The sequence below is a fragment of the Citrobacter sp. Cu231 genome, from assembly GCF_030332265.1.
Lineage (GTDB): Bacteria > Pseudomonadota > Gammaproteobacteria > Enterobacterales > Enterobacteriaceae > Citrobacter > Citrobacter meridianamericanus.
Window position 1 is genome coordinate 250496 of record NZ_JAOWIE010000034.1, and the last position, 18930, is coordinate 269425.

The 18930-nt window shown below is 51.0% G+C and carries 17 protein-coding genes; 9 read left to right on the forward strand and 8 right to left on the reverse strand.

The features are described from left to right. The first annotated feature begins 153 nt into the window (after nucleotides 1–153). Nucleotides 154–1647 carry a M16 family metallopeptidase gene (locus tag OGY15_RS12095; RefSeq protein WP_286539336.1) on the forward strand — a complete coding sequence of 498 codons (1494 nt, stop codon included), beginning with the start codon at nucleotides 154–156 and terminating at the stop codon, nucleotides 1645–1647. 60 nt (nucleotides 1648–1707) lie between these two features. Here the strand turns inward: OGY15_RS12095 and kdgK are convergent, their stop codons facing one another. Beyond that, nucleotides 1708–2637, reverse strand: coding sequence for a 2-dehydro-3-deoxygluconokinase (gene kdgK / locus OGY15_RS12100; protein ID WP_187259786.1), 930 nt, complete (start codon nucleotides 2635–2637; stop codon nucleotides 1708–1710). Between the two features lie 230 nt (nucleotides 2638–2867). Here kdgK and pdeH point away from each other — a divergent pair, with 230 nt between their 5' ends. Both pdeH and OGY15_RS12110 read left to right on the forward strand, forming a co-directional pair. Continuing rightward, nucleotides 2868–3635, forward strand: a complete 768-nt coding sequence (gene pdeH, locus OGY15_RS12105) for a cyclic-guanylate-specific phosphodiesterase (RefSeq protein ID WP_187253838.1) — start codon at nucleotides 2868–2870, stop codon at nucleotides 3633–3635. A 77-nt stretch (nucleotides 3636–3712) separates the two neighbouring features. Continuing rightward, entirely contained in the window at nucleotides 3713–5773 is a 2061-nt protein-coding gene (locus OGY15_RS12110; RefSeq protein WP_286539339.1) for an AsmA family protein, read from the forward strand. Between the two features lie 44 nt (nucleotides 5774–5817). Here the strand turns inward: OGY15_RS12110 and OGY15_RS12115 are convergent, their stop codons facing one another. The 3 genes from OGY15_RS12115 to OGY15_RS12125 all read right to left on the reverse strand — a co-directional run bounded on the left by OGY15_RS12115 (nucleotide 5818) and on the right by OGY15_RS12125 (nucleotide 9410). Continuing rightward, nucleotides 5818–7140 carry an MFS transporter gene (locus OGY15_RS12115; protein ID WP_003023312.1) on the reverse strand — a complete coding sequence of 441 codons (1323 nt, stop codon included), beginning with the start codon at nucleotides 7138–7140 and terminating at the stop codon, nucleotides 5818–5820. 294 nt (nucleotides 7141–7434) lie between these two features. Then, nucleotides 7435–8463 (reverse strand): inner membrane protein YhjD, encoded by a 1029-nt coding sequence (gene yhjD, locus OGY15_RS12120; RefSeq protein ID WP_151216919.1) that lies wholly within the window; start codon nucleotides 8461–8463, stop codon nucleotides 7435–7437. Nucleotides 8464–8510: 47 nt separating this feature from the next. Beyond that, a complete protein-coding gene (locus OGY15_RS12125) occupies nucleotides 8511–9410 on the reverse strand; it encodes a LysR family transcriptional regulator (RefSeq protein ID WP_286539342.1) in 900 nt (299 codons plus the stop codon). A 119-nt stretch (nucleotides 9411–9529) separates the two neighbouring features. On the opposite strand from OGY15_RS12125, the gene OGY15_RS12130 reads away from it, so the two are divergent. Next, complete coding sequence (locus OGY15_RS12130) at nucleotides 9530–10288, forward strand: SDR family NAD(P)-dependent oxidoreductase (RefSeq protein ID WP_286539344.1); 759 nt, start codon at nucleotides 9530–9532, stop codon at nucleotides 10286–10288. A 12-nt stretch (nucleotides 10289–10300) separates the two neighbouring features. Here OGY15_RS12130 and OGY15_RS24840 read toward each other — a convergent pair whose 3' ends face one another. Continuing rightward, a complete protein-coding gene (locus OGY15_RS24840) occupies nucleotides 10301–10423 on the reverse strand; it encodes a hypothetical protein (protein ID WP_502872295.1) in 123 nt (40 codons plus the stop codon). 453 nt (nucleotides 10424–10876) lie between these two features. Here OGY15_RS24840 and OGY15_RS12135 point away from each other — a divergent pair, with 453 nt between their 5' ends. From OGY15_RS12135 to OGY15_RS12145, 3 genes are all read left to right on the forward strand, one after another. Next, a complete protein-coding gene (locus OGY15_RS12135; RefSeq protein WP_151216916.1) occupies nucleotides 10877–11317 on the forward strand; it encodes a winged helix-turn-helix domain-containing protein in 441 nt (146 codons plus the stop codon). A 148-nt stretch (nucleotides 11318–11465) separates the two neighbouring features. After that, entirely contained in the window at nucleotides 11466–11576 is a 111-nt protein-coding gene (locus tag OGY15_RS12140; RefSeq protein ID WP_210904174.1) for an EAL domain-containing protein, read from the forward strand. Nucleotides 11577–11980: 404 nt separating this feature from the next. Then, nucleotides 11981–12583 carry a response regulator transcription factor gene (locus OGY15_RS12145; RefSeq protein WP_187253833.1) on the forward strand — a complete coding sequence of 201 codons (603 nt, stop codon included), beginning with the start codon at nucleotides 11981–11983 and terminating at the stop codon, nucleotides 12581–12583. 18 nt (nucleotides 12584–12601) lie between these two features. Here the strand turns inward: OGY15_RS12145 and OGY15_RS12150 are convergent, their stop codons facing one another. Together OGY15_RS12150 and OGY15_RS12155 are read right to left on the reverse strand one after the other, a co-directional pair. Continuing rightward, a complete protein-coding gene (locus tag OGY15_RS12150; protein ID WP_151223970.1) occupies nucleotides 12602–12952 on the reverse strand; it encodes a glycoside hydrolase family protein in 351 nt (116 codons plus the stop codon). An 86-nt stretch (nucleotides 12953–13038) separates the two neighbouring features. Beyond that, nucleotides 13039–13578: a GNAT family N-acetyltransferase gene (locus OGY15_RS12155; protein WP_151216914.1), complete on the reverse strand. Its 540-nt coding sequence runs from the start codon at nucleotides 13576–13578 to the stop codon at nucleotides 13039–13041. Nucleotides 13579–13745: 167 nt separating this feature from the next. On the opposite strand from OGY15_RS12155, the gene OGY15_RS12160 reads away from it, so the two are divergent. Further along, a complete protein-coding gene (locus OGY15_RS12160) occupies nucleotides 13746–15335 on the forward strand; it encodes an STY4199 family HEPN domain-containing protein (protein WP_187253830.1) in 1590 nt (529 codons plus the stop codon). Between the two features lie 27 nt (nucleotides 15336–15362). Here the strand turns inward: OGY15_RS12160 and OGY15_RS12165 are convergent, their stop codons facing one another. Further along, nucleotides 15363–17012 carry an alpha,alpha-trehalase gene (locus tag OGY15_RS12165; RefSeq protein ID WP_151216912.1) on the reverse strand — a complete coding sequence of 550 codons (1650 nt, stop codon included), beginning with the start codon at nucleotides 17010–17012 and terminating at the stop codon, nucleotides 15363–15365. A gap of 427 nt (nucleotides 17013–17439) precedes the next feature. Between OGY15_RS12165 and OGY15_RS12170 the strand changes: the two genes are divergently transcribed. Beyond that, entirely contained in the window at nucleotides 17440–18834 is a 1395-nt protein-coding gene (locus OGY15_RS12170) for a cytochrome-c peroxidase (RefSeq protein ID WP_151216911.1), read from the forward strand. Nucleotides 18835–18930 lie beyond the last annotated feature (96 nt).

The window sequence follows — 18930 nt, forward strand, 5'->3', positions numbered from 1 at the left end:
AAACCGTCGATTCGGCGGTGTCGGGATTTTTTCACTTCCTCCGTGACATTTTCATGTTCTTGCGGTCTAACACGAAGTGTTTTTAACGTCATATTCAGAGAGTCCTTTTGCGGGCTGTCTTTTTATTTCCAGGATAGTTGATCAGGGGTTCACATGCAGGGCACAAAAATTCGACTTTTAGCGGGCGGCTTGCTGATGATGGCCACTGCCGGCTATGTGCAGGCAGATGCGCTCCAGCCTGACCCGGCGTGGCAACAGGGCACGCTGGCAAATGGTCTACAGTGGCAAGTGTTAGCCACTCCCCAGCGCCCCAGTGACCGTATTGAGGTCCGCCTGCTGGTTAATACCGGTTCACTCACCGAAAGTACGCAACAGAGTGGTTTCAGCCATGCGATCCCACGTATCGCGCTGACGCAAAGCGGTGGCCTCGATGCCACGCAAGCCCGTTCATTGTGGCAGCAGGGGTTCGATCCCAAACGTCCCATGCCGCCCGTTATCGTTTCCTATGATTCCACGTTGTACAACCTCAGTCTGCCAAACAGCCGTAACGATCTACTGAAAGAGTCACTTTCTTACCTGGCGAATATCTCCGGCAATCTGAGCATTACCCCTGAAACGGTCAATCATGCGCTGAGTAGCGAAGATATGGTTGCAACCTGGCCGTCAGATACCAAAGAGGGATGGTGGCGCTATCGTCTGAAGGGATCAACGTTGCTGGGCCACGATCCAGCCGATCCGCTGAAAACGCCTGTCGATGCGACAAAAATCCACGCCTTCTATCAGAAATGGTATACCCCGGATGCGATGACGCTGATTATCGTCGGTAACGTTGATGCGCGCAGCGTGGCTGAGCAAATCAATAAAACTTTTGGCGAGTTAAAAGGAAAACGTGAAACGCCTGCGCCAGTACCGACGCTTTCGCCGCTGCGTGCAGAAGCCGTGAGCATTATGACCGATGCGGTACGCCAGGATCGCCTTTCCATTATGTGGGATACGCCGTGGCAGCCCATCCGTGAATCTGCCGCGCTGTTACGTTACTGGCGCGCAGATTTAGCCCGTGAGGCGCTGTTCTGGCACATTCAGCAGGAGCTGAGTAAAAACAATACCAAAGACATTGGCCTTGGTTTTGACTGTCGGGTGCTGTTCCTGCGTGCGCAGTGCGCCATCAACGTTGAATCGCCGAACGATAAGCTGAATGCGAACCTCGGTACGGTTGCGCGTGAGCTGGCCAAAGTGCGCGATAAGGGCTTGCCGGAGGAAGAGTTCAATGCGCTGGTCGCACAAAAGAATCTGGAGCTGCAAAAGCTGTTTGCCACCTATGGCCGCACCGACACCGATATCTTGATCAGCCAGCGTTTGCGTTCGTTGCAAAACCAGGTCGCGGATATTGCGCCGGAACAGTATCAGCGTTTACGCCAGAGCTTCCTTAACAGCCTGAGCGTTGAGATGCTGAACCAGGATCTGCGTCAGCAACTGTCGCAAGATATGGCGTTAATTCTGCTGCAGCCGAAAGGTGAGCCTGAATTCAATATGAAGGATCTGCAAGCGACGTGGGATAGCATTATGGCGCCGGTTAGCGCAGCGGTAACGTCGGCTGAAACGGATGAATCACATCCTGAAGTGACGGACATCCCGCCGGTACAATAAAGGGGATCGTAACCTGTAGGCCGGGCAAGCGAAGCGCCCCCGGCCTACAAGAACAACAAGTTATTGCGGCATGGCGTCGCGTGGGATAATCGCCCCGCGATGCTGAATAACGGTGCTTGCCGTCAGGTGGCCGCGTTTCGCGGCATCAGCGGCATCGCCGCCGGTCAGACGTACCGCCAGATACCCTGCGCTGAAGGAGTCTCCCGCAGCGGTGGTATCGATCACCTTCTCTTTCGGCAGTTTTACGGCCGGGACATCGATGAGTTCTTCACCCACGATGGAAACCAGGCAAGAGTCTGCGCCGCGCTTCACTACCACTTCCTGCACGCCAGCCGCGTGAGTACGAGCCATCACCTCGGCAACAGGTTTTTCACCCCACAGCGCGTCCTCATCATCCAGCGTCAGGAACGCGATATCGGTGCATTCCAGCATCTGTTGATACACCTGCTGCGTCTCTTCTTTGCTGCTCCACAGACGTGGGCGGTAGTTATTGTCAAAAATGACCTTTCCACCGTTGGCGCGGCATTCACGCAGCAACGACAGCAGTTTGTCACGACTTGCCGGGCTTAAAATTGCAAGGCTAATCCCGCTCAGATACAGATAGTCAAATGTCGCCAGCGCGTTACAAATAGCGGCGGACTGTTCGCTCTCCAGCCAGAATTTTGCGGCTGCTTCATTACGCCAATAATAGAAGGTACGTTCGCCAGTGCTGTCGGTCTCTATGTAGTAAAGGCCCGGCAGGCGATTTTCCATGCGCTGGGTTAATGAGGTATCCACGTTTTCGCCCTGCCAGGATTCGAGCATTTGTTGGCTAAAACTGTCGGTACCCAGTGCAGTCACATAGTGTACGGAAAGTGCCGCAGCATCGACCTGGCGGGCGATATAAACGGATGTATTCAACGTGTCGCCACCGAATCCGCGCTGAACGTCAGCGCCTTTTTGTGACAGCTCAATCATGCATTCGCCAATCACGGCAATCTTTCTGGACATAGTCGTAACCTGCTGTGAAAAAAATTAGCGTTAGTGTGCGCTGTGGGTGTTAAGTGGTCAACTATATTAAAACATCGTTCCATTATTTTTTTGAGCCAGCACGTGTTCTGCGTCGTTTTTTACCGCTTAGTTTCTATTTTGCCTGAGGCGGAACGTAAAGTTCTGCGCCTGAGCGCCGATAACCTTTGACGAGTCCGGTCAGTCACACTCTTATTTACAGGACATCTCAGATGATAAAGCAGGTTACCCAGCGGCTAATTACGCCTGATGCGAGTATTGAAAGCTTGCAGGAGAGACGCTATTGGCTGCAGTGCGAGCGTGCTTACACCTACCAGCCAATTTACCAGACCAACGGAAGGCTGATGGCCGTTGAGCTGCTGACCGTCGTGAGCCATCCTGAAAACCCCACCCACCGTATCGCGCCAGATCGCTATTTTGCCGAAGTGGCCGTCCGGCATCGCGTTGATGTAGTGAAAGAACAGCTTTTGCAGCTCGAACAAAAAGGGGCGTTTTTTAGAGCTAACGGCCTGCTGGCATCGGTGAACGTCGACGGACCAACACTCATTGCGATGCGCCAGGATGCTGACGTTCTGAAAATCATCGAATGTCTGCCGTGGTTGCGCTTTGAACTGGTGGAGCACATCCGCTTACCGAAGGGGTCGTCGTTCGCCTCAATGTGCGAGTTTGGCCCGCTCTGGCTGGATGATTTTGGTACCGGAATGGCGAACTTCTCGGCCCTAAGCGAAGTGAGCTATGACTATATCAAAGTGGCGCGGGATCTGTTTGTCATGCTGCGCCAGACGCCGGAAGGTCGCAATCTCTTCACGCTGCTATTACAGCTGATGAATCGCTATTGCCGCGGCGTGATTGTCGAAGGCGTTGAAACGCTGGAAGAGTGGCGCGATGTCCAAAACTCACCGGCATTTGCTGCGCAAGGCTATTTTCTTTCTCGTCCATTGCCTCTTGATACCCTCGAAGACGTGATGCTGTCGCTTTGATGAAGATGTAGAACACCTCCTTTTTTCCTGCTGGGCTATCTTTAGGACAGGCAAGGAAGGAAATAAGGAGGTTAGACATGACGAAAACAGGCAAAATAACCACTTCAATAATAGGGGTTTTCTTGTTGTTGATCGTCGTACTCATCATTGTGATTGCGACATTTGACTGGAATCGGCTCAAACCGACCATCAACCAGAAAGTCTCTACAGAACTCAATCGGCCCTTCGCTATACGGGGTGACCTGGGCGTGGTTTGGGAACGCCAAAAGCAGGAAACCGGCTGGCGTAGCTGGGTTCCGTGGCCGCATATTCATGCCGAAGATATCATCCTTGGCAACCCGCCGGATATTCCTGACGTTACCATGGTGCATCTCCCGCGCGTTGAAGCCACGCTCGCCCCACTGGCATTGCTGACAAAGACAGTCTGGCTCCCGTGGATCAAGCTGGTAAAACCCGATGCGCGGCTGATCCGTCTGTCGGAGAAAAACAATAACTGGACCTTTAACTTCGCTGGGGACGAAAACCGCGACCCTAATCCGTCGCCATCCGCATGGTCTTTCCGGCTGGATAACATTTTGTTCGATCAAGGGCGGATCGCCATTAACGATAAAGTGACGAAGTCGGAGCTTGAGATCCTGATCGATCCGCTGGGGAAACCATTGCCCTTTAGCGAAGTGACTGGCACAAAAGGTAAAGAGAGCAACGTTCGCGTTGAGGACTATGTGTTTGGTCTGAAAGCGCAAGGGCGATATAACGGCGAACCGCTAAGCGGTAGCGGAAAAATTGGCGGAATGCTGGCGCTGCGCGGCGAAGGAACCTCTTTCCCGATTCAGGCTGATTTCCGTTCGGGCAGTACGCGCGTGGCGTTTATGGGTACGATAAACGATCCAATGAATATGGGCGGAGCGGATCTGCGACTTAAATTCTCGGGAGATTCGCTAGGGGATTTGTACGATTTGACCGGCGTGCTGCTCCCGGATACACCGCCGTTTGAAACTGACGGGCGTCTGATTGCTAAAATTGATCCGGAAAAATCCTCTGTTTTTGATTATCGCGATTTCAATGGCCGCATTGGCGACAGCGATATTCACGGAACGCTGACCTATACCACCGGTAAACCGCGACCCATGCTGAAGGGGGATGTTGAATCGCGCCAACTGAGGCTGGCAGACTTGGGGCCGCTGATCGGAGTGGATTCAGGCAAAGGGGCGGAGCGGGCAAAACAGTCTGAGCAGCGCAAAGGCGAGAAGAGCGTCCAGCCAGCGGACAAGGTTTTGCCATATGACCGATTTGAAACCGACAAATGGAACGTGATGGATGCTGACGTACGTTTCAAAGGGCGACGTATCGAACACGGCAGTAGTTTGCCGATCAGCGATCTCTCCACACATATCATCCTGAAAAATGCCGACCTACGGCTGCAGCCGCTAAAATTTGGCCTCGCGGGGGGCAGCATTGTCTCCAGCATCCACCTGGAAGGGGGCAAAAAGCCGATGCGGGGGCAGGCGGACATTCAGGCTCGACGCCTGAAGCTAAAAGCGCTGATGCCGGGTGTAGAGTTGATGCAGAAAACGCTTGGAGAAATGAACGGTGACGCCAGGTTTAGCGGGAGTGGAAACTCGATCGCTGCGCTGCTGGGTAACAGCAATGGCAATCTGAAGCTGCTGATGAATGATGGGTTAATCAGCCGGAATCTGATGGAAATTGTTGGCTTGAATTTGGGCAATTATATCGTCGGACAGATATTTGGTGATGATGAGGTGCGGGTAAACTGCGCGGCAGCGAATCTGGATATTGTTAACGGGGTGGCGCGTCCGCAGATTTTTGCTTTCGACACCGAAAACGCGGTCATCAATGTCACCGGTACGGCGAGCTTTGCGTCGGAGCAACTGGATTTAACCATCGATCCGGAGAGCAAAGGTATCCGTATTATTACCCTGCGTTCGCCGCTGTATGTCCGTGGAACCTTTAAAAATCCACAGGCTGGCGTGAAGGCCGGACCGCTGATTGCGCGCGGTGCGGTTGCTGCCGCGCTGGCAACGCTGGTGACGCCAGCGGCAGCTCTGCTGGCGCTGATTTCGCCGTCAGAGGGGGACGCGAATCAGTGTCGGACGATCCTGTCGCAGATGAAGAAGTGATGAGAGCACCGGATGCGGTGTCACTACCGCATCCGGCAAAAGAATCACAACGACTGATGGCGGGTTTCGTGAGTTAACAGCAGCGCAATCAGTGTTAACGCCGCCATCGATGCCAGATACGTACCAACCGCCGCCAGGCCGTAATTCGCCTGCAGCCATGCGGCAATGTAAGGGGCAACGGACGCACCAAGAATCGATGACACGTTGTACGAGAACGACGCTCCCGTATAGCGCACTTCAGTCGGGAACAGCTCCGGCAGCAGCGCGCCCATCGGACCAAATGTCAGACCCATCAGGCTCAGGCCAAGCAACAGGAAGGCGAACACCAGCACCGGATTGCCAGAACCGAGCAGCGGTTTAAAGGCAAACAGCGCAAACAGAATGATAAGCGTGGTGATGATGAGCATGCTCTTGCGACGACCAAACGCATCGGCCAGCAGGCCCGCCACCGGCACCATTACGCCAAAGCCAATAACCGCCATCATCAGCATCCACAACACTTCATTACGCGGCAGGCCAAGCCCTACGGGGGCAGCGGCGGTGCTGAACGTCATTGAATAGACGGTCATGATATAAAACAGCGTATAGGTCGCCAGCATGATGAATGTGCCGAGGATCGTCACACGAACATGTTTTGTCAGCAGAGTACCCAGCGGGATTTTCACCTGTTTTTTCGCCGCAGCCACTTTGGCGAAGACCGGGGATTCATGCAGCGACACGCGAACGTACAAACCGATAATCACCAGTACCGCAGAGAAGATAAACGGTACGCGCCAGCCCCAGCTCATAAACTGTTCGTCGGTCAACAGCCAGGAAAGCAACAGGAACGTGCCGTTAGCAAAGAAGAAGCCGATAGGCGCGCCCAACTGCGGGAATGAGCCGTACAGCGCGCGCTTACGCGGTGGTGCGTTTTCCGTCGCCAGCAACGCCGCGCCGCCCCATTCACCGCCCAGACCTAAACCCTGACCAAAACGCGCCAGCGCCAGCAGCAACGGGGCGAAAATGCCGATTGTTTCATAGCCCGGCAGCAGGCCAATGACAACCGTCGAGATCCCCATGGTGAGCAGTGAGGCAACCAGCGTGACTTTACGCCCTACGCGATCGCCGAAATGCCCGAATACAGCAGAACCTATCGGCCTGGCCACAAAGGCGATAGCAAAGGTTGCGAGAGACTGCAGCGTTGCTGCGGTCGGATCCCCCTGCGGGAAGAAGATATGAGGAAACACGATCACCGCGGCGGTGGCGTAGATATAGAAGTCGAAGAACTCAATGGCAGTGCCAATGAGTGAGGCGACGACGACTTTATTGCGCGAGTTGACCGGGGTGTGTTCCTGTTCATTGTCGAGCGTTGTGGCTGTTGCTTGCATAATATTTTCTTATTTTTGGTCGAACGAAAGGCCATATTACGCACAGCAAAAGCGACATTTCAATCTGTAACAAACCTTGCGGGAGGTCAAAAAAAGAGCAAAAAGTGGATAATTTTTAGGCTGGAGATTTCACTTCCATGAAATGCTTCACATAATTTAAAACTTGGATGATAAAACTGGTTTTCGGTTAAATAAAAGTTACGGTCTGGATTTTAATTCTGATAATGCGGCTGATTTCGAATTAAGCATTGGTCAGGCCGGATAAGCGAGCGTTATCCGGCAGTATTTGATGAATTAGCGGTGGGTTTTCCCCGGCATACGCGGGTCATCTTTGTATTCCGCTGTGGCAATCCAGGCGGCGCAAAACAGGGTCAAACGAGCGAAGAAGTAAAAGAATGCCATCAGTCCAAGCACTGAACCAAACGCCGCGCCGGAAGGGGATTTTACCAACGATGGCAGCGTGTAGGTCATGACGATCTTAATCACTTCAAAGCCAATAGCCGCAATAAATGTCCCGCGAATCAGCGCCTTTTTACGCGGGCGGTGACGCGGTAGCCGCCAGAAAATCCAGAAGAACAGTAAGTAGTTGGCGAAAATGGAGATGGTCAGACCGATCAGCCGCCAGGCGGGCTTCAGCCATTCGATACCGTCGAGATACAGCGCGGAGATAATCATTTGCTGGGCGGAACCGGCAATGGAGGTAATGGACAGGGTAACAATTAGCGCAATCAGTAAGCCAATCAATGAGATAAAATCACGCAGATATTTAACCCAAATTTTTTCCTGATCCTGCGGAGTACGCTCCCAGACATCGCGCGACTGGGCACGAATAGCTTCGCGCAGGTTTCCCATCCAGTTAATGCCGGAATAGAGCGCGATACCAAGCCCTACCAGACCGACGGTGGTACGTTGCTGTACGGCGGTGTTAATGGTGTTTTTCAGCGTAGAGGCGAGTGTCGGATCGCTGACGTTGAGCAGAATTTTGCCGAAGATATCCTGCAACAGCGTAGGATGCGAAGCGAGAATAAAACCCGCGGCGGCAAACGACACCATCAGAATAGGGATCATCGACAGAAACGAGAAGTAGGTGATCGCGGCGCCAAACTGATTTCCCATGCGATCGTTAAACCGCTCCGCAGCGCGAATCAGATGGGCAATCATGGGCTGACGTTGAATTTTTTCAGCGAAGGTCAGGGCAGTTTTCAACGCCTGGTTAGTCTTACCGTTGGTCTCTGTATTTTCACGCTCCAGGGTCTCAATTTTTGGGATGGGAGCGTGCTCAAGTTCCTGAATGGGGCGTTTAATCTCTTTTTCCTGCGTCATCAGGGCAATAATCCTTGTTCTGTTCATTCTCAGGACAGTATAGCTTGTCAGTCCACGTAGTCTTTCATCACGCCGGTTAGCCATTCCATAAACAGATGTACCCGACGGGAGAGGTTGCGACGGTGCGGATAGAGCAAGGAAACCGGTAATGGCTCGGCACGATATTGCGGTAATACTTCTACCAGCGTACCGGCACGCAGGGCATCACGCACGCCCACGCGCGGTACCTGAATAATGCCCAGACCGGCAAGACATGCCGCATGATAGGTTTCGGTACTGTTCACTGTTAGCATGCCGCCGGTTTTGACCCATTTAGCGCCGTTGTCTGTCGCCACTTCGAATCCTTGCGCACGCGTTCCCAAATTGACCGAATAGTGCACCACCGCGTGCGAGGTTAAATCCTCCAGGCTTTCTGGATACCCAAAGCGGGCGAGGTATTGCGGGCTGGCGCAATTGATCTGCGTGAGTTTTCCCAGCGGACGCGCAATCAGGCCTGAATCTTTCAGCGTTCCTATGCGTACCACACAGTCGAAGCCTTCGCGGATCAAATCCACCAGGCGGTCGCTGCTGCTGAGTTCGAGCTCAAGGCCTGGATACTGATGCAAGAAAGTGGGTAAGCGGGGCATCACCAGATTTTTTGCTACGCCAACCGACATATCGACGCGCAGCTTGCCGCTGATGCTGGAGGGATCGTGATGAAATAGTCCATCCAGTTCATCCAGATTGCTCAGCAAATCTTTTGCGCGTTCGTAATAGATCATGCCGTCTTGTGTGAGCTGAACGCGGCGGGTAGTGCGGTGCAATAACTGCGTGCCGAGATGATTTTCCAGAGCCTGGATTTGGCGGGATACACTACCTTTAGGTAGACCGAGGGTGTCTGCCGCGCGTGAAAAACTCTCCAGTTCCGCGACGCGGATGAACAACTGCATTGCGTGAATTTTATCCATTCTCATGCCCTATTGTTGTTCCAGATGAAACAGTAATGCGCAACAGGCGATATTTATTGTTTTTCTATCACCTAATAAGCTTTATCTCAATCATCACAACGTCGGAAATGAGGTTTCTTATGACGCAACGTATTGCATTAGTGACTGGTGGTAGTCGTGGACTCGGTAAAAATGCCGCACTTAAGCTGGCAGACAAAGGAACGGACATTATCTTCACCTACAACAGCCAGCTGCAGGCGGCACTGGATGTGGTTGCTGAGATTGAGCGAAAAGGCAGAAAAGCTGCGGCAATACAACTGAATGTCAGCGATGTGGCTGGCTTTGAGTCCTTTGCCCGTGAGGTGCAAGCGCAGCTGAAAAGCATGTGGAATCGTGAATCATTTGATTATTTAGTGAACAATGCCGGTATTGGTCTGTATGGCACTTTTGCCGATACCTCCGAAGCGATGTTTGATCAATTAGTGAACATTCACTTTAAGGGCCCCTTCTTCCTGACCCAGCGTCTGTTGCCGTTGATCCAGAATGGCGGCAGGATCCTGAATGTTTCATCGGGACTGGCGCGTTTTGCGCTGCCAGGATATGCCGCCTATGCCTCAATGAAAGGGGCGATGGAAGTACTGACGCGTTATCAGGCGAAAGAACTGGGAGAGCGGGGGATTTCAGTAAACATCATCGCGCCTGGGGCGATTGAAACCGATTTTGGCGGTGGTCGACTGCGGGATAATCAAGAGCTGAATGCGTATGTAGCATCGCAAACGGCACTGGGGCGCGCGGGTTTGCCGGATGATATTGGCGACGCGATCACCGCGTTGCTCAGTGATGAGTTGGCCTGGATGACAGCGCAGCGTATCGAAGTATCGGGCGGAATGTTCCTGTAAGTCGCGCGTATCTTATTCAACTTTTAAGCAATAGAAAACCGGCGCGCCACCCCAGGTAAAAATATAGCTGGTGGCGTTTACCGGTATTATCTGGAATCTAATATCCCGATCGCGGTGCGGAAAGAAATCCGGGATAAACGTTCTGAATTAAGTATTTTCTTCGGCAGCGGATTTGCCTCAGAAGAAACCATGAGCACCTCCCCATCTCCATGCCAGTATATAAACGTCACTTGATTGCTGACGGATTGTGACTGTGCGCCATTTTCTTGATATTCTCCACGTATCAGGATTTAATTCTTTAAAATGTGTAAAATTCGACATTAAAAATTGAGTGCTTGATCGCTTATATGAAAACATGGTACATGTGCTGAAAATTTCGCATAGGAAGAATAATAAACCGTGAAATTCATTTATAACCTCAAATCTACCATAAACGAATACTAAACGACCGGTTCCTCATAGTACATTGGGATGTAGATTGGAAAGTATTTATAGCAGCCATATAATCCACCATACAAACGGTATGGATTATCTCAACGCTTATATGTAGAGGTGCATGTTCGTCTTCATTTAACGTGGGTATAAGATATGGGCTATCGTCTATATGGATTTATGATTGGTGCTGAAATTCATTTTGATATTTCTAATCGCCGACTGTATCGGCTTACGGGTAGCCATACCGAGAAAAACATCGCTTTTGCGTCAATTTACTTTAATGAAACAATGCTAAGGCTTTTTCTGTATTTATTAATAAATGCCAGAAGCCAGCCAGTAACGAAAGAAGAATTATTTGAAAAAATCTGGGAGGCGCATAATCTGAGCCCCTCTGCGCAACGATTATGGCAAGTCCTGCACAATCTTAATAATAAACTTGGCCTGCTGGGATTACCCAGAGATTTTATCCTTAATATAAGAGGTCAGGGTTATGTCATCAATTATCCTGATGTCATTCCCGTTTATTACAAAGTGAGCGAACTCCCGACTCATGCTGTCAAAAAAAGGGAGAAGATAGATAACCTGAGTGAGTGATGTCAACCCAGGTATTTGCCCTGAGCATGCTGTGCGAGGGGCTTTTTTTTATCGTTATCTTTTCTATTTATTTTCAACTAATGTTCGCTAAATAGCGTTATGGTTCGATAGATATCAAAAACGGCCCGGACGACAGGGTCAGATTCTGATGGTTGCCGAAGGCGTTGAGACTCAGGTTCAGGCCAACTATTTGCACTTAAAGAACTGTGATTTTTTTCAAGGGTATTATTTATGCAGACCTGTCTCTTTGAAGACCTGATCACAGTGATGCAATCACCCGGAGCCTTCCGTATCGATTGATATACCAACGCTGCCAGGCAGCAAATCACAGGTGATGATCATTTGATGCGACATTTCGTTTTGTAACATTTTTTTCTGTTATCGTGAGTTTATTATTTTTAGTAAAGAATATAAACTTCGAAAAATTAATATTAATAAGCCGAGCTTTATCTCAAAACATTAAGGATTTCCTTAATATTTGGCGCCACATTTGTCCCTTTGTGTGATTATTTGGTTTGAGCTGTAACTATTTTCGATTTCTACTTTTTTCTTCTCCGTCTATCGGTAAAATGGCCCCCGCCAAATGGTGACTTCTTATTTTACCCCTCGGGTAATACCCTTCCGCGTGTTAAGGCTAGTATCTTATTCAGACGGAGATAAGTAATGCAGGTAATAATGTTTGACAGGCAGTCGATATTTATTCATGGAATGAATGTAAGTTTGCAAGGGCGTATTCCAGGAGTTGATGTTCAGGGTGTCAGTCAGGCAGATGACCTTTGGCAGAAACTGGAAGAAACCCCTGATGCGCTGGTCATGCTGGATGGCGACCAGGACGCTGAGTTCTGCCGTAACTTGCTACAGCAGATAGCGCAACGCTTTTCGACGGTAAAAGTGCTGGTGACAGCAACGGACTGCCGTAAAAAATGGCTGCAGGAGGTTACGCAATTGAACGTGCTGGCTATTGTTCCACGCGACTCTGACGCGGAAACCTTCACGTTGGCACTCAATAGCGTTGCGATGGGAATGGTATTCATCCCCAGAGATTGTATGACAACTCCCGAGGGCAGCGGACAAAATATCAGATCGCTTAGTGCGCGTCAGCGAGAGATTCTGACTATGCTTGCCGCCGGAGAATCAAATAAACAAATTGGTCGGTTGTTAAATATCAGCACCGGAACGGTCAAAGCCCATCTTGAGTCGCTGTATCAGCGCCTTGAGGTAAAAAACCGTACGCAAGCGGCAATGATGTTAAACGACGCCATTTAATGGGCGAATATTTCACAGTCAGAACGATTCTGGCTGTGAAAAAGCCCCCGAGCAGAATTCTGCAGCACAAAACCGGCTTATCCCCACGCTGAGAATCCACGCAATTAACGCCTCCTGTTGAAATCTTTCTTTTATTTGCGGCATTTTCTGGTGTATGAATTCCTCGCAGATTTCCAGATCCGCGAGCAGTAGTGTTTCTGCCTGCGTTACCGAAACAGGCGCAGGAAAGCTTTCATCGAATGTGATTTCATGCCCGTAGCCAATCACCCAGACACCATTTTTATCCTGATACTTTTCAAGTGACAGACCTTGCCATTGTTTAATAAATGCAACACAGGCGGGTGTGAAATGCGTTGAATTGAGTGGCATATTCATCTCTGTACAAAGAGACCTATTTTAAGAAACCGTCTCCGTTACGCCAGTTGCCATACAGCCCGTTTTTTCAGCAAAACGTCTTATGCTGCGGGTGACTGATAGTCGTGTTTTAACAGGCCGAAAATCCAGTCATCATTCCAGGTTTGATGCAGCCAGTAGCTTTCCCGCAGCGTGCCTTCGTGAATGAACCCGACCTTTTCCAGTAGACGTCGCGAAGCGTCGTTTCCTGCGGTGACGCAAGCCGTAAGCCGGCGTAGCCCTCCGGTGGTAAATGCAAAATCGCAAACGGCATGCAGGGATTCAGCACCATAACCTTTCCCCTGTGCTTCAGGGGCGAGCAGAAAACCGACCTCGGCACATTCATTGTTTTCATGAATATATCCAGTCACCCCAAGCGGTGCTCCCGATGCCTTATCGCACAGGACCAGACATAGCCAGTGCGGGCTGCCGGGAGACCATTCAGGCAGGCGGGAGTCAAAGGCTGCCCGTATCTCATCTTCAGTACGCGCGTCAGCGACAAAACGCATCACATCTGAATTCTGCTGTAACGTTAAGAAGAACGCCCAGTCGTCATTTGTCAGCGGACGGCAGATCAGACGCGAGGTTTTCAGTACAGGCACAGGCTTCCCTCCAGAATAGTTTTCAATGATTGTGCGGAAGTCACTGTAAAACATATTTATTTGCTATATGAATATGTTTTAGTCTACACCGGCACAGCGCTGCATTTAAAAAAGATAACGACAAACCATGATGAGGCCGCTTTTTTTGGGTCCTTTTAGGGAAGATAATGACCAATAGCGCGTTACAGGCGACATGCACACCATTCGAACATTGTTTAGGGATAATCCGCCAGGCCTCGGTAGAAATTTTGCTGATGCTAGGCGTACGCATATCAGAAGGTAAAGATCCACGCTGGTTTCTCGAACAACTTGACCAGGCGCGACTGAATCTGGGCGGTTGGGGCGTTGTCGCCAGACGGTTACAAATGAATGATGCGCAATTGAGCCAGTTCACTTTACGGCTACGCCATCTTCAGCAGAGCGTGCCACAATATGAAAATGGCCAGGACGTCAGCGAAAACCAGCTGATTTCTGCGCTGCGCTTTGTCGCTTCTCTGGAGCAATTACGCCAGCAACAGCCCATCCTGAAGTATCAAACCGAAATTGCACCTGTAGAGCCGGATGCGCAGATGCGCGCGCAGCGTCAGCTTCGTGCATTAGAATTAACCCTCAAGTCACTGATTGCAAAGGTATGGCCGGATCAACATCCGCTCAATAGCTTCCTGAAACAGCACTTTGGCGGTGAACGCTTGCGTCGCTGGCTAAAGTTGGGGGAAGGGCATGATGCGTTGGACGGCATGATGTTTAGTGAACTGGCGCTAATGGTCGTTGATAAGAAGTTATTCGTTCGGCATTTTAGCGATATCTTTAACGATACTTCGGTGCTCATGTCGTTTGTTGAACCACGCATCACGCTGCGGATGTTTCTGGATGACTGCCGCCTGTCGCGTAACTGCGTTATCGCGCAACAACCGCTAACCTCAGTACAATTGCTGTTGCTGGAATACCAGTATCGGCAGATTACTCACCCTGTGCAGCGCGCATTTGAAGAACGGCGTACGCGTATTAATCCCGCGTCGTATCTGGAGTCCGATGAGGCGATGGTTCGCCAGTTTTGGCAAGCCGCAAAGCAAAAAGACGAGCAGGCGGGGGGCGATAAGCAGGAAATCGCAGACAGTATCGATCCGCCGGAGAAGCGAGCCAAACGCACGGCAGAAGAACGTGAACAGCTGATTTCCGGCATGTTGTGGGTTGCGGTCGGCGTGATGGTGCTGGTGATTTCGCTGGGAGCATTTTGGTTATTTACTTCGCCATCGCCGCAGGCGTCTTCCGGCCAGTCCGTTGAAATCGTACAGGAGGAGCCACGGCGTGATGCTCCCACTGCGCGGGAGGCAGTAACCCGAATGGGCATAACCTGGGATGCCTTTAACATGCGGGCGGCAATCGAACGCAACGATACTCGCGTGACGTCACTGTTCCTGCAGGGCGGGATGGACTGGAGGCTGGCGTGGACAGAGCCGGCGTTCGCGGCAGGCAATACTGAGGTATTGAGGCTGCTGTTGCGTTATCCTTCGCAGATGAGTGAAAGTAAACCCTGTCGACAGTTTATGACTTCACTCAGCCACGCGATGTTGAATGGGACGTCACTCACATCGCTACATAAAAGCTATCTACAAAGTTTTTGTTCGGTTCCGGCGGTCATCGCACGTCAGCAATATGATCTTGAACAGGCTGAGCTGCGCGTTCGCGCACAGCCAAGCTCCGAGAACAAGAAATGGCAGAAAATTCATGCTGAGCTCTACGACGCAATTAACTGACGGTCGGATAACTCAGACTGTCAACTGTTAGGGTTCGCCATACAGGCCGATGAGACGGCGTACCACGCCGTTTGTCCAGCCAAAGCCGTCCTGCAACGGATATTCCCCGCCGCCGCCTTCGCGCGGCGCGGCGTCGGCTATATGGTATTTTTCGATTAGTTTGTGATGTTCCTGATAAAAGAGGTTCACCGTTTTTAACCAGTTTCGGGCAATTTCGTCCCCGAGATGGTCGTCGCCGTAAAGTTTGAAACCCTGGATCGCCATCCACTGCAGCGGGGCCCAGCCGTTGGGTTTATCCCACTGCTCACCGGTTTCATGCTCGGTTGCTAAGATCCCGCCCGGCGTGAGCAGGCGGCTGCGTACCGCATTGGCGAGTCGGTCGGCTTGTTCATGCGTTGCCATACCGACATACAGTGGCACAATACTGGCGGCAGAGAAAAGGGCCATTTGTTCGCGTCGCCAGTCGTAATCGCGGTAGCAGCCGTTTTCATCGTCCCACAGATAGCGGTTCACCGCATCTCGGCGGTCATTGGCTTTCTGGCGAAACTGCGCTTCCGTTTCTTTGTCGCCTTTCAGCGCGGAAATATTGGCGATAGTGCTTTCCAGCTTGTAGAGGAAGGCGTTCAGATCAATCGGGATGAACTGAGTGGTGCGTATGCTGGCAAGGCGGCCTGAATCGCGTAGCCACCGCGAGGAGTAATCCCAGCCGGAGGCCGCGCCCGCGCGCAAATCCCGATACACTTCATTGGGCGGACGGCCTGAATGCTTGGCGGTCTCAACGTCTTCAAGCCATGACTCATCACGCGGCGTATCACGATCGTCCCAATAGCGGTTGAGCAGAGAGCCGTCCGACATTCTGATCACGTGACGGTAGGCCTGGTTGAGCACCAGGGAATCGGCGCCATCCATCCAGAATGCGTATTCCATTTTCAGATGTTCAAGGTAACGACGTGCGCCGCGTACGCCATCCTCTTCAAACAGTTCCACCATCAGCGCAAAGACCGGCGGCTGCGAACGGCTCAGGTAGTAAGTACGGTTACCGTTGGGGATGTGGCCATAGTTTTCAATCATCCAGGCAAAGTTATCCGCCATACATTTCAGCAGGTCTTCGCGACCGCTCTCTGCCAGACCCAGCATGGTAAAGTAGGAATCCCAGTAGTAGGTTTCGCTAAAACGTCCGCCGGGCACAATATATGACTGTGGTAACGCCAGCAGCGAGGACCAGGGAATGTGATCCTGCGGTTCGCGCGTCAGCACCGGCCACAGTTGATCGATATGCTCTTTCAGCGAGCTTGCCGGATCGGACACATATTCACTGGAGGGCGTTTCCGGTAGCCAGAAATGATTCTCGACGAAACGTCGCAGATCAAAGTCGCGGTGGCGTTTAACTTTGCGATAGCGGATCAGAATGTCTAACGGGTCCATTTTGGGCGCACAATCGGGGAAGGTTTTGCTATCGGCAAACAGTTTCGACGACTGAACGTGTTCGAACAATTCGAGGTAACGATCGGCTGGGGTTAACGCATCTGAGGCGGGTAACCCTGCAATCATCTCCGGCTCAGGCTCTGCCTCAATCATTTCATCCAGCTTTAACTCGCACGGATCCATTTCATAAAGCAGATCGATGTCGATCGTCAATTCTTCTGAAGGGGCGTGGGGTAGTTTCTGGTTGAGCATAATGAGAAAGACCTCCGATGGACGTTGAAAGATTAAGGCTATTACCCGGTCGTCAGTTAAGCGTAGACATTCGCTTCGGTATCTGGTGAGTAAAGCGTGCGGTTGATCACGTTTTAGTGCAGCGTAATATTTAGATAATAAGACTATCCCAATGAATATAATGAAAAAATCATAGTTTCGCGCAACCTGAAGATATTTCATTTTCAGAACATTCGATTGCAACGAGGTGTGAACTGAAAACCATAACGGCTTATCTCCGTAATAGGCACAGGCTATTCTATCGATAGTTATCCCCCATGTAATTGCTTGATACTTATCAAAATAATAAATCCCTTACTTTCTATGATGGTTAAGTCTGATAAAGACTATGCACTCATTTTTCTAATTTCTCTGGGTCACAATAACTCACAACGGTGAGGGTAAAATAATGAAAATCATTACCCGTCTTACCGCGATAGCCATAGCTGGCGTCGTGATTTGTTATTTTGGATTATCCGGTTATGTGTGGTATCACGATAATCAACGGAGTAAACAGGCTGATGTTCAGGCCTCTACGCTGGAAGAAAATAATAAAGTACTGGGATTTTTACGTGAAAAGGGATGTGATTATTGCCACACCCCTTCCGCGGAATTACCTTTCTATGCATCATTTCCCGTTGCAAAACAGTTGATGAATTACGATATTCAACTGGGATATAAGTCATTCAATCTTGAGGCTGTTCGTGCAGCGCTGGTCGCAGATAAACCCGTTTCGCAAAGCGACCTGAATAAAATTGAATGGGTGATGCAGTACGACACCATGCCGCCGACGCGTTATACCGCATTGCATTGGGCTGGCAAGGTAAGCGATACGGAGCGAGCAGAGATCCTGGGCTGGATTGCGAAACAGCGCGAGCAGTATTACGCCAGTAACGATACCGCCGCACAGCATCGTAATGAGCCAGTGCAGCCGATACCGGAAAGCATCCCGACTGATGCCCGTAAAGTGGCGCTGGGCTTTACGCTTTACCACGACCCGCGTATTTCCGGTGACAGCACGATTTCTTGCGCGCACTGCCACGCCCTGAATGCGGGCGGCGTGGATGGCCGCAAAACGTCAATCGGCGTAGGCGGCGCGGTTGGCCCTATCAATGCGCCGACGGTATTTAACTCGGTCTTTAACGTGGAACAATTCTGGGATGGCCGTGCGCCAACATTGCAGGCGCAGGCTGGCGGTCCACCGTTGAACCCGATCGAAATGGCGTCTAAATCCTGGGATGAAATTATCCAGAAACTGGATAAGGATCCGCAACTCAAACAAGAGTTTATCGCGGTTTATCCGCAGGGATTCAGCGGGGATAATATTACCGATGCGATTGCTGAGTTTGAGAAAACGCTGATTACGCCAAATTCACCGTTTGATAAATGGCTACGTGGTGATGAAGCGGCGTTAACTGCCCAGCAAAAACATGGCTATCAGCTGTTTAAAGATAATAAGTGTGCGACCTGTCATGGCGGTATTATTCTGGGCGGACGCTCATTTGAGCCATTGGGTTTGAAAAAGGACTTTAATTTCGGCGAGGTCACTGCCGCAGATATTGGCCGCATGAACGTCACTAATGAATTACGTGACAAACTGCGTCAGAAAGTTCCTGGTTTGCGCAACGTTGCGCTGACAGCACCTTATTTCCATCGCGGTGATGTGCCGACGCTTGATGGTGCGGTAAAACTGATGCTGCGTTATCAGGTAGGTAAAGAACTGCCGCAGGAAGATATCGACGATATCGTGGCGTTCCTCGAAAGCCTTAATGGGGTGTATACGCCGTATATGCAGGGTAAATAGACTTTGCCCTGGTCCTGATTCGGACGTAAAAAAACCGACTTCACGTCGGTTTTTTTACGCTTCAGCCCGAGTTGGTGGCTCTGGCCGAAGTGAGAT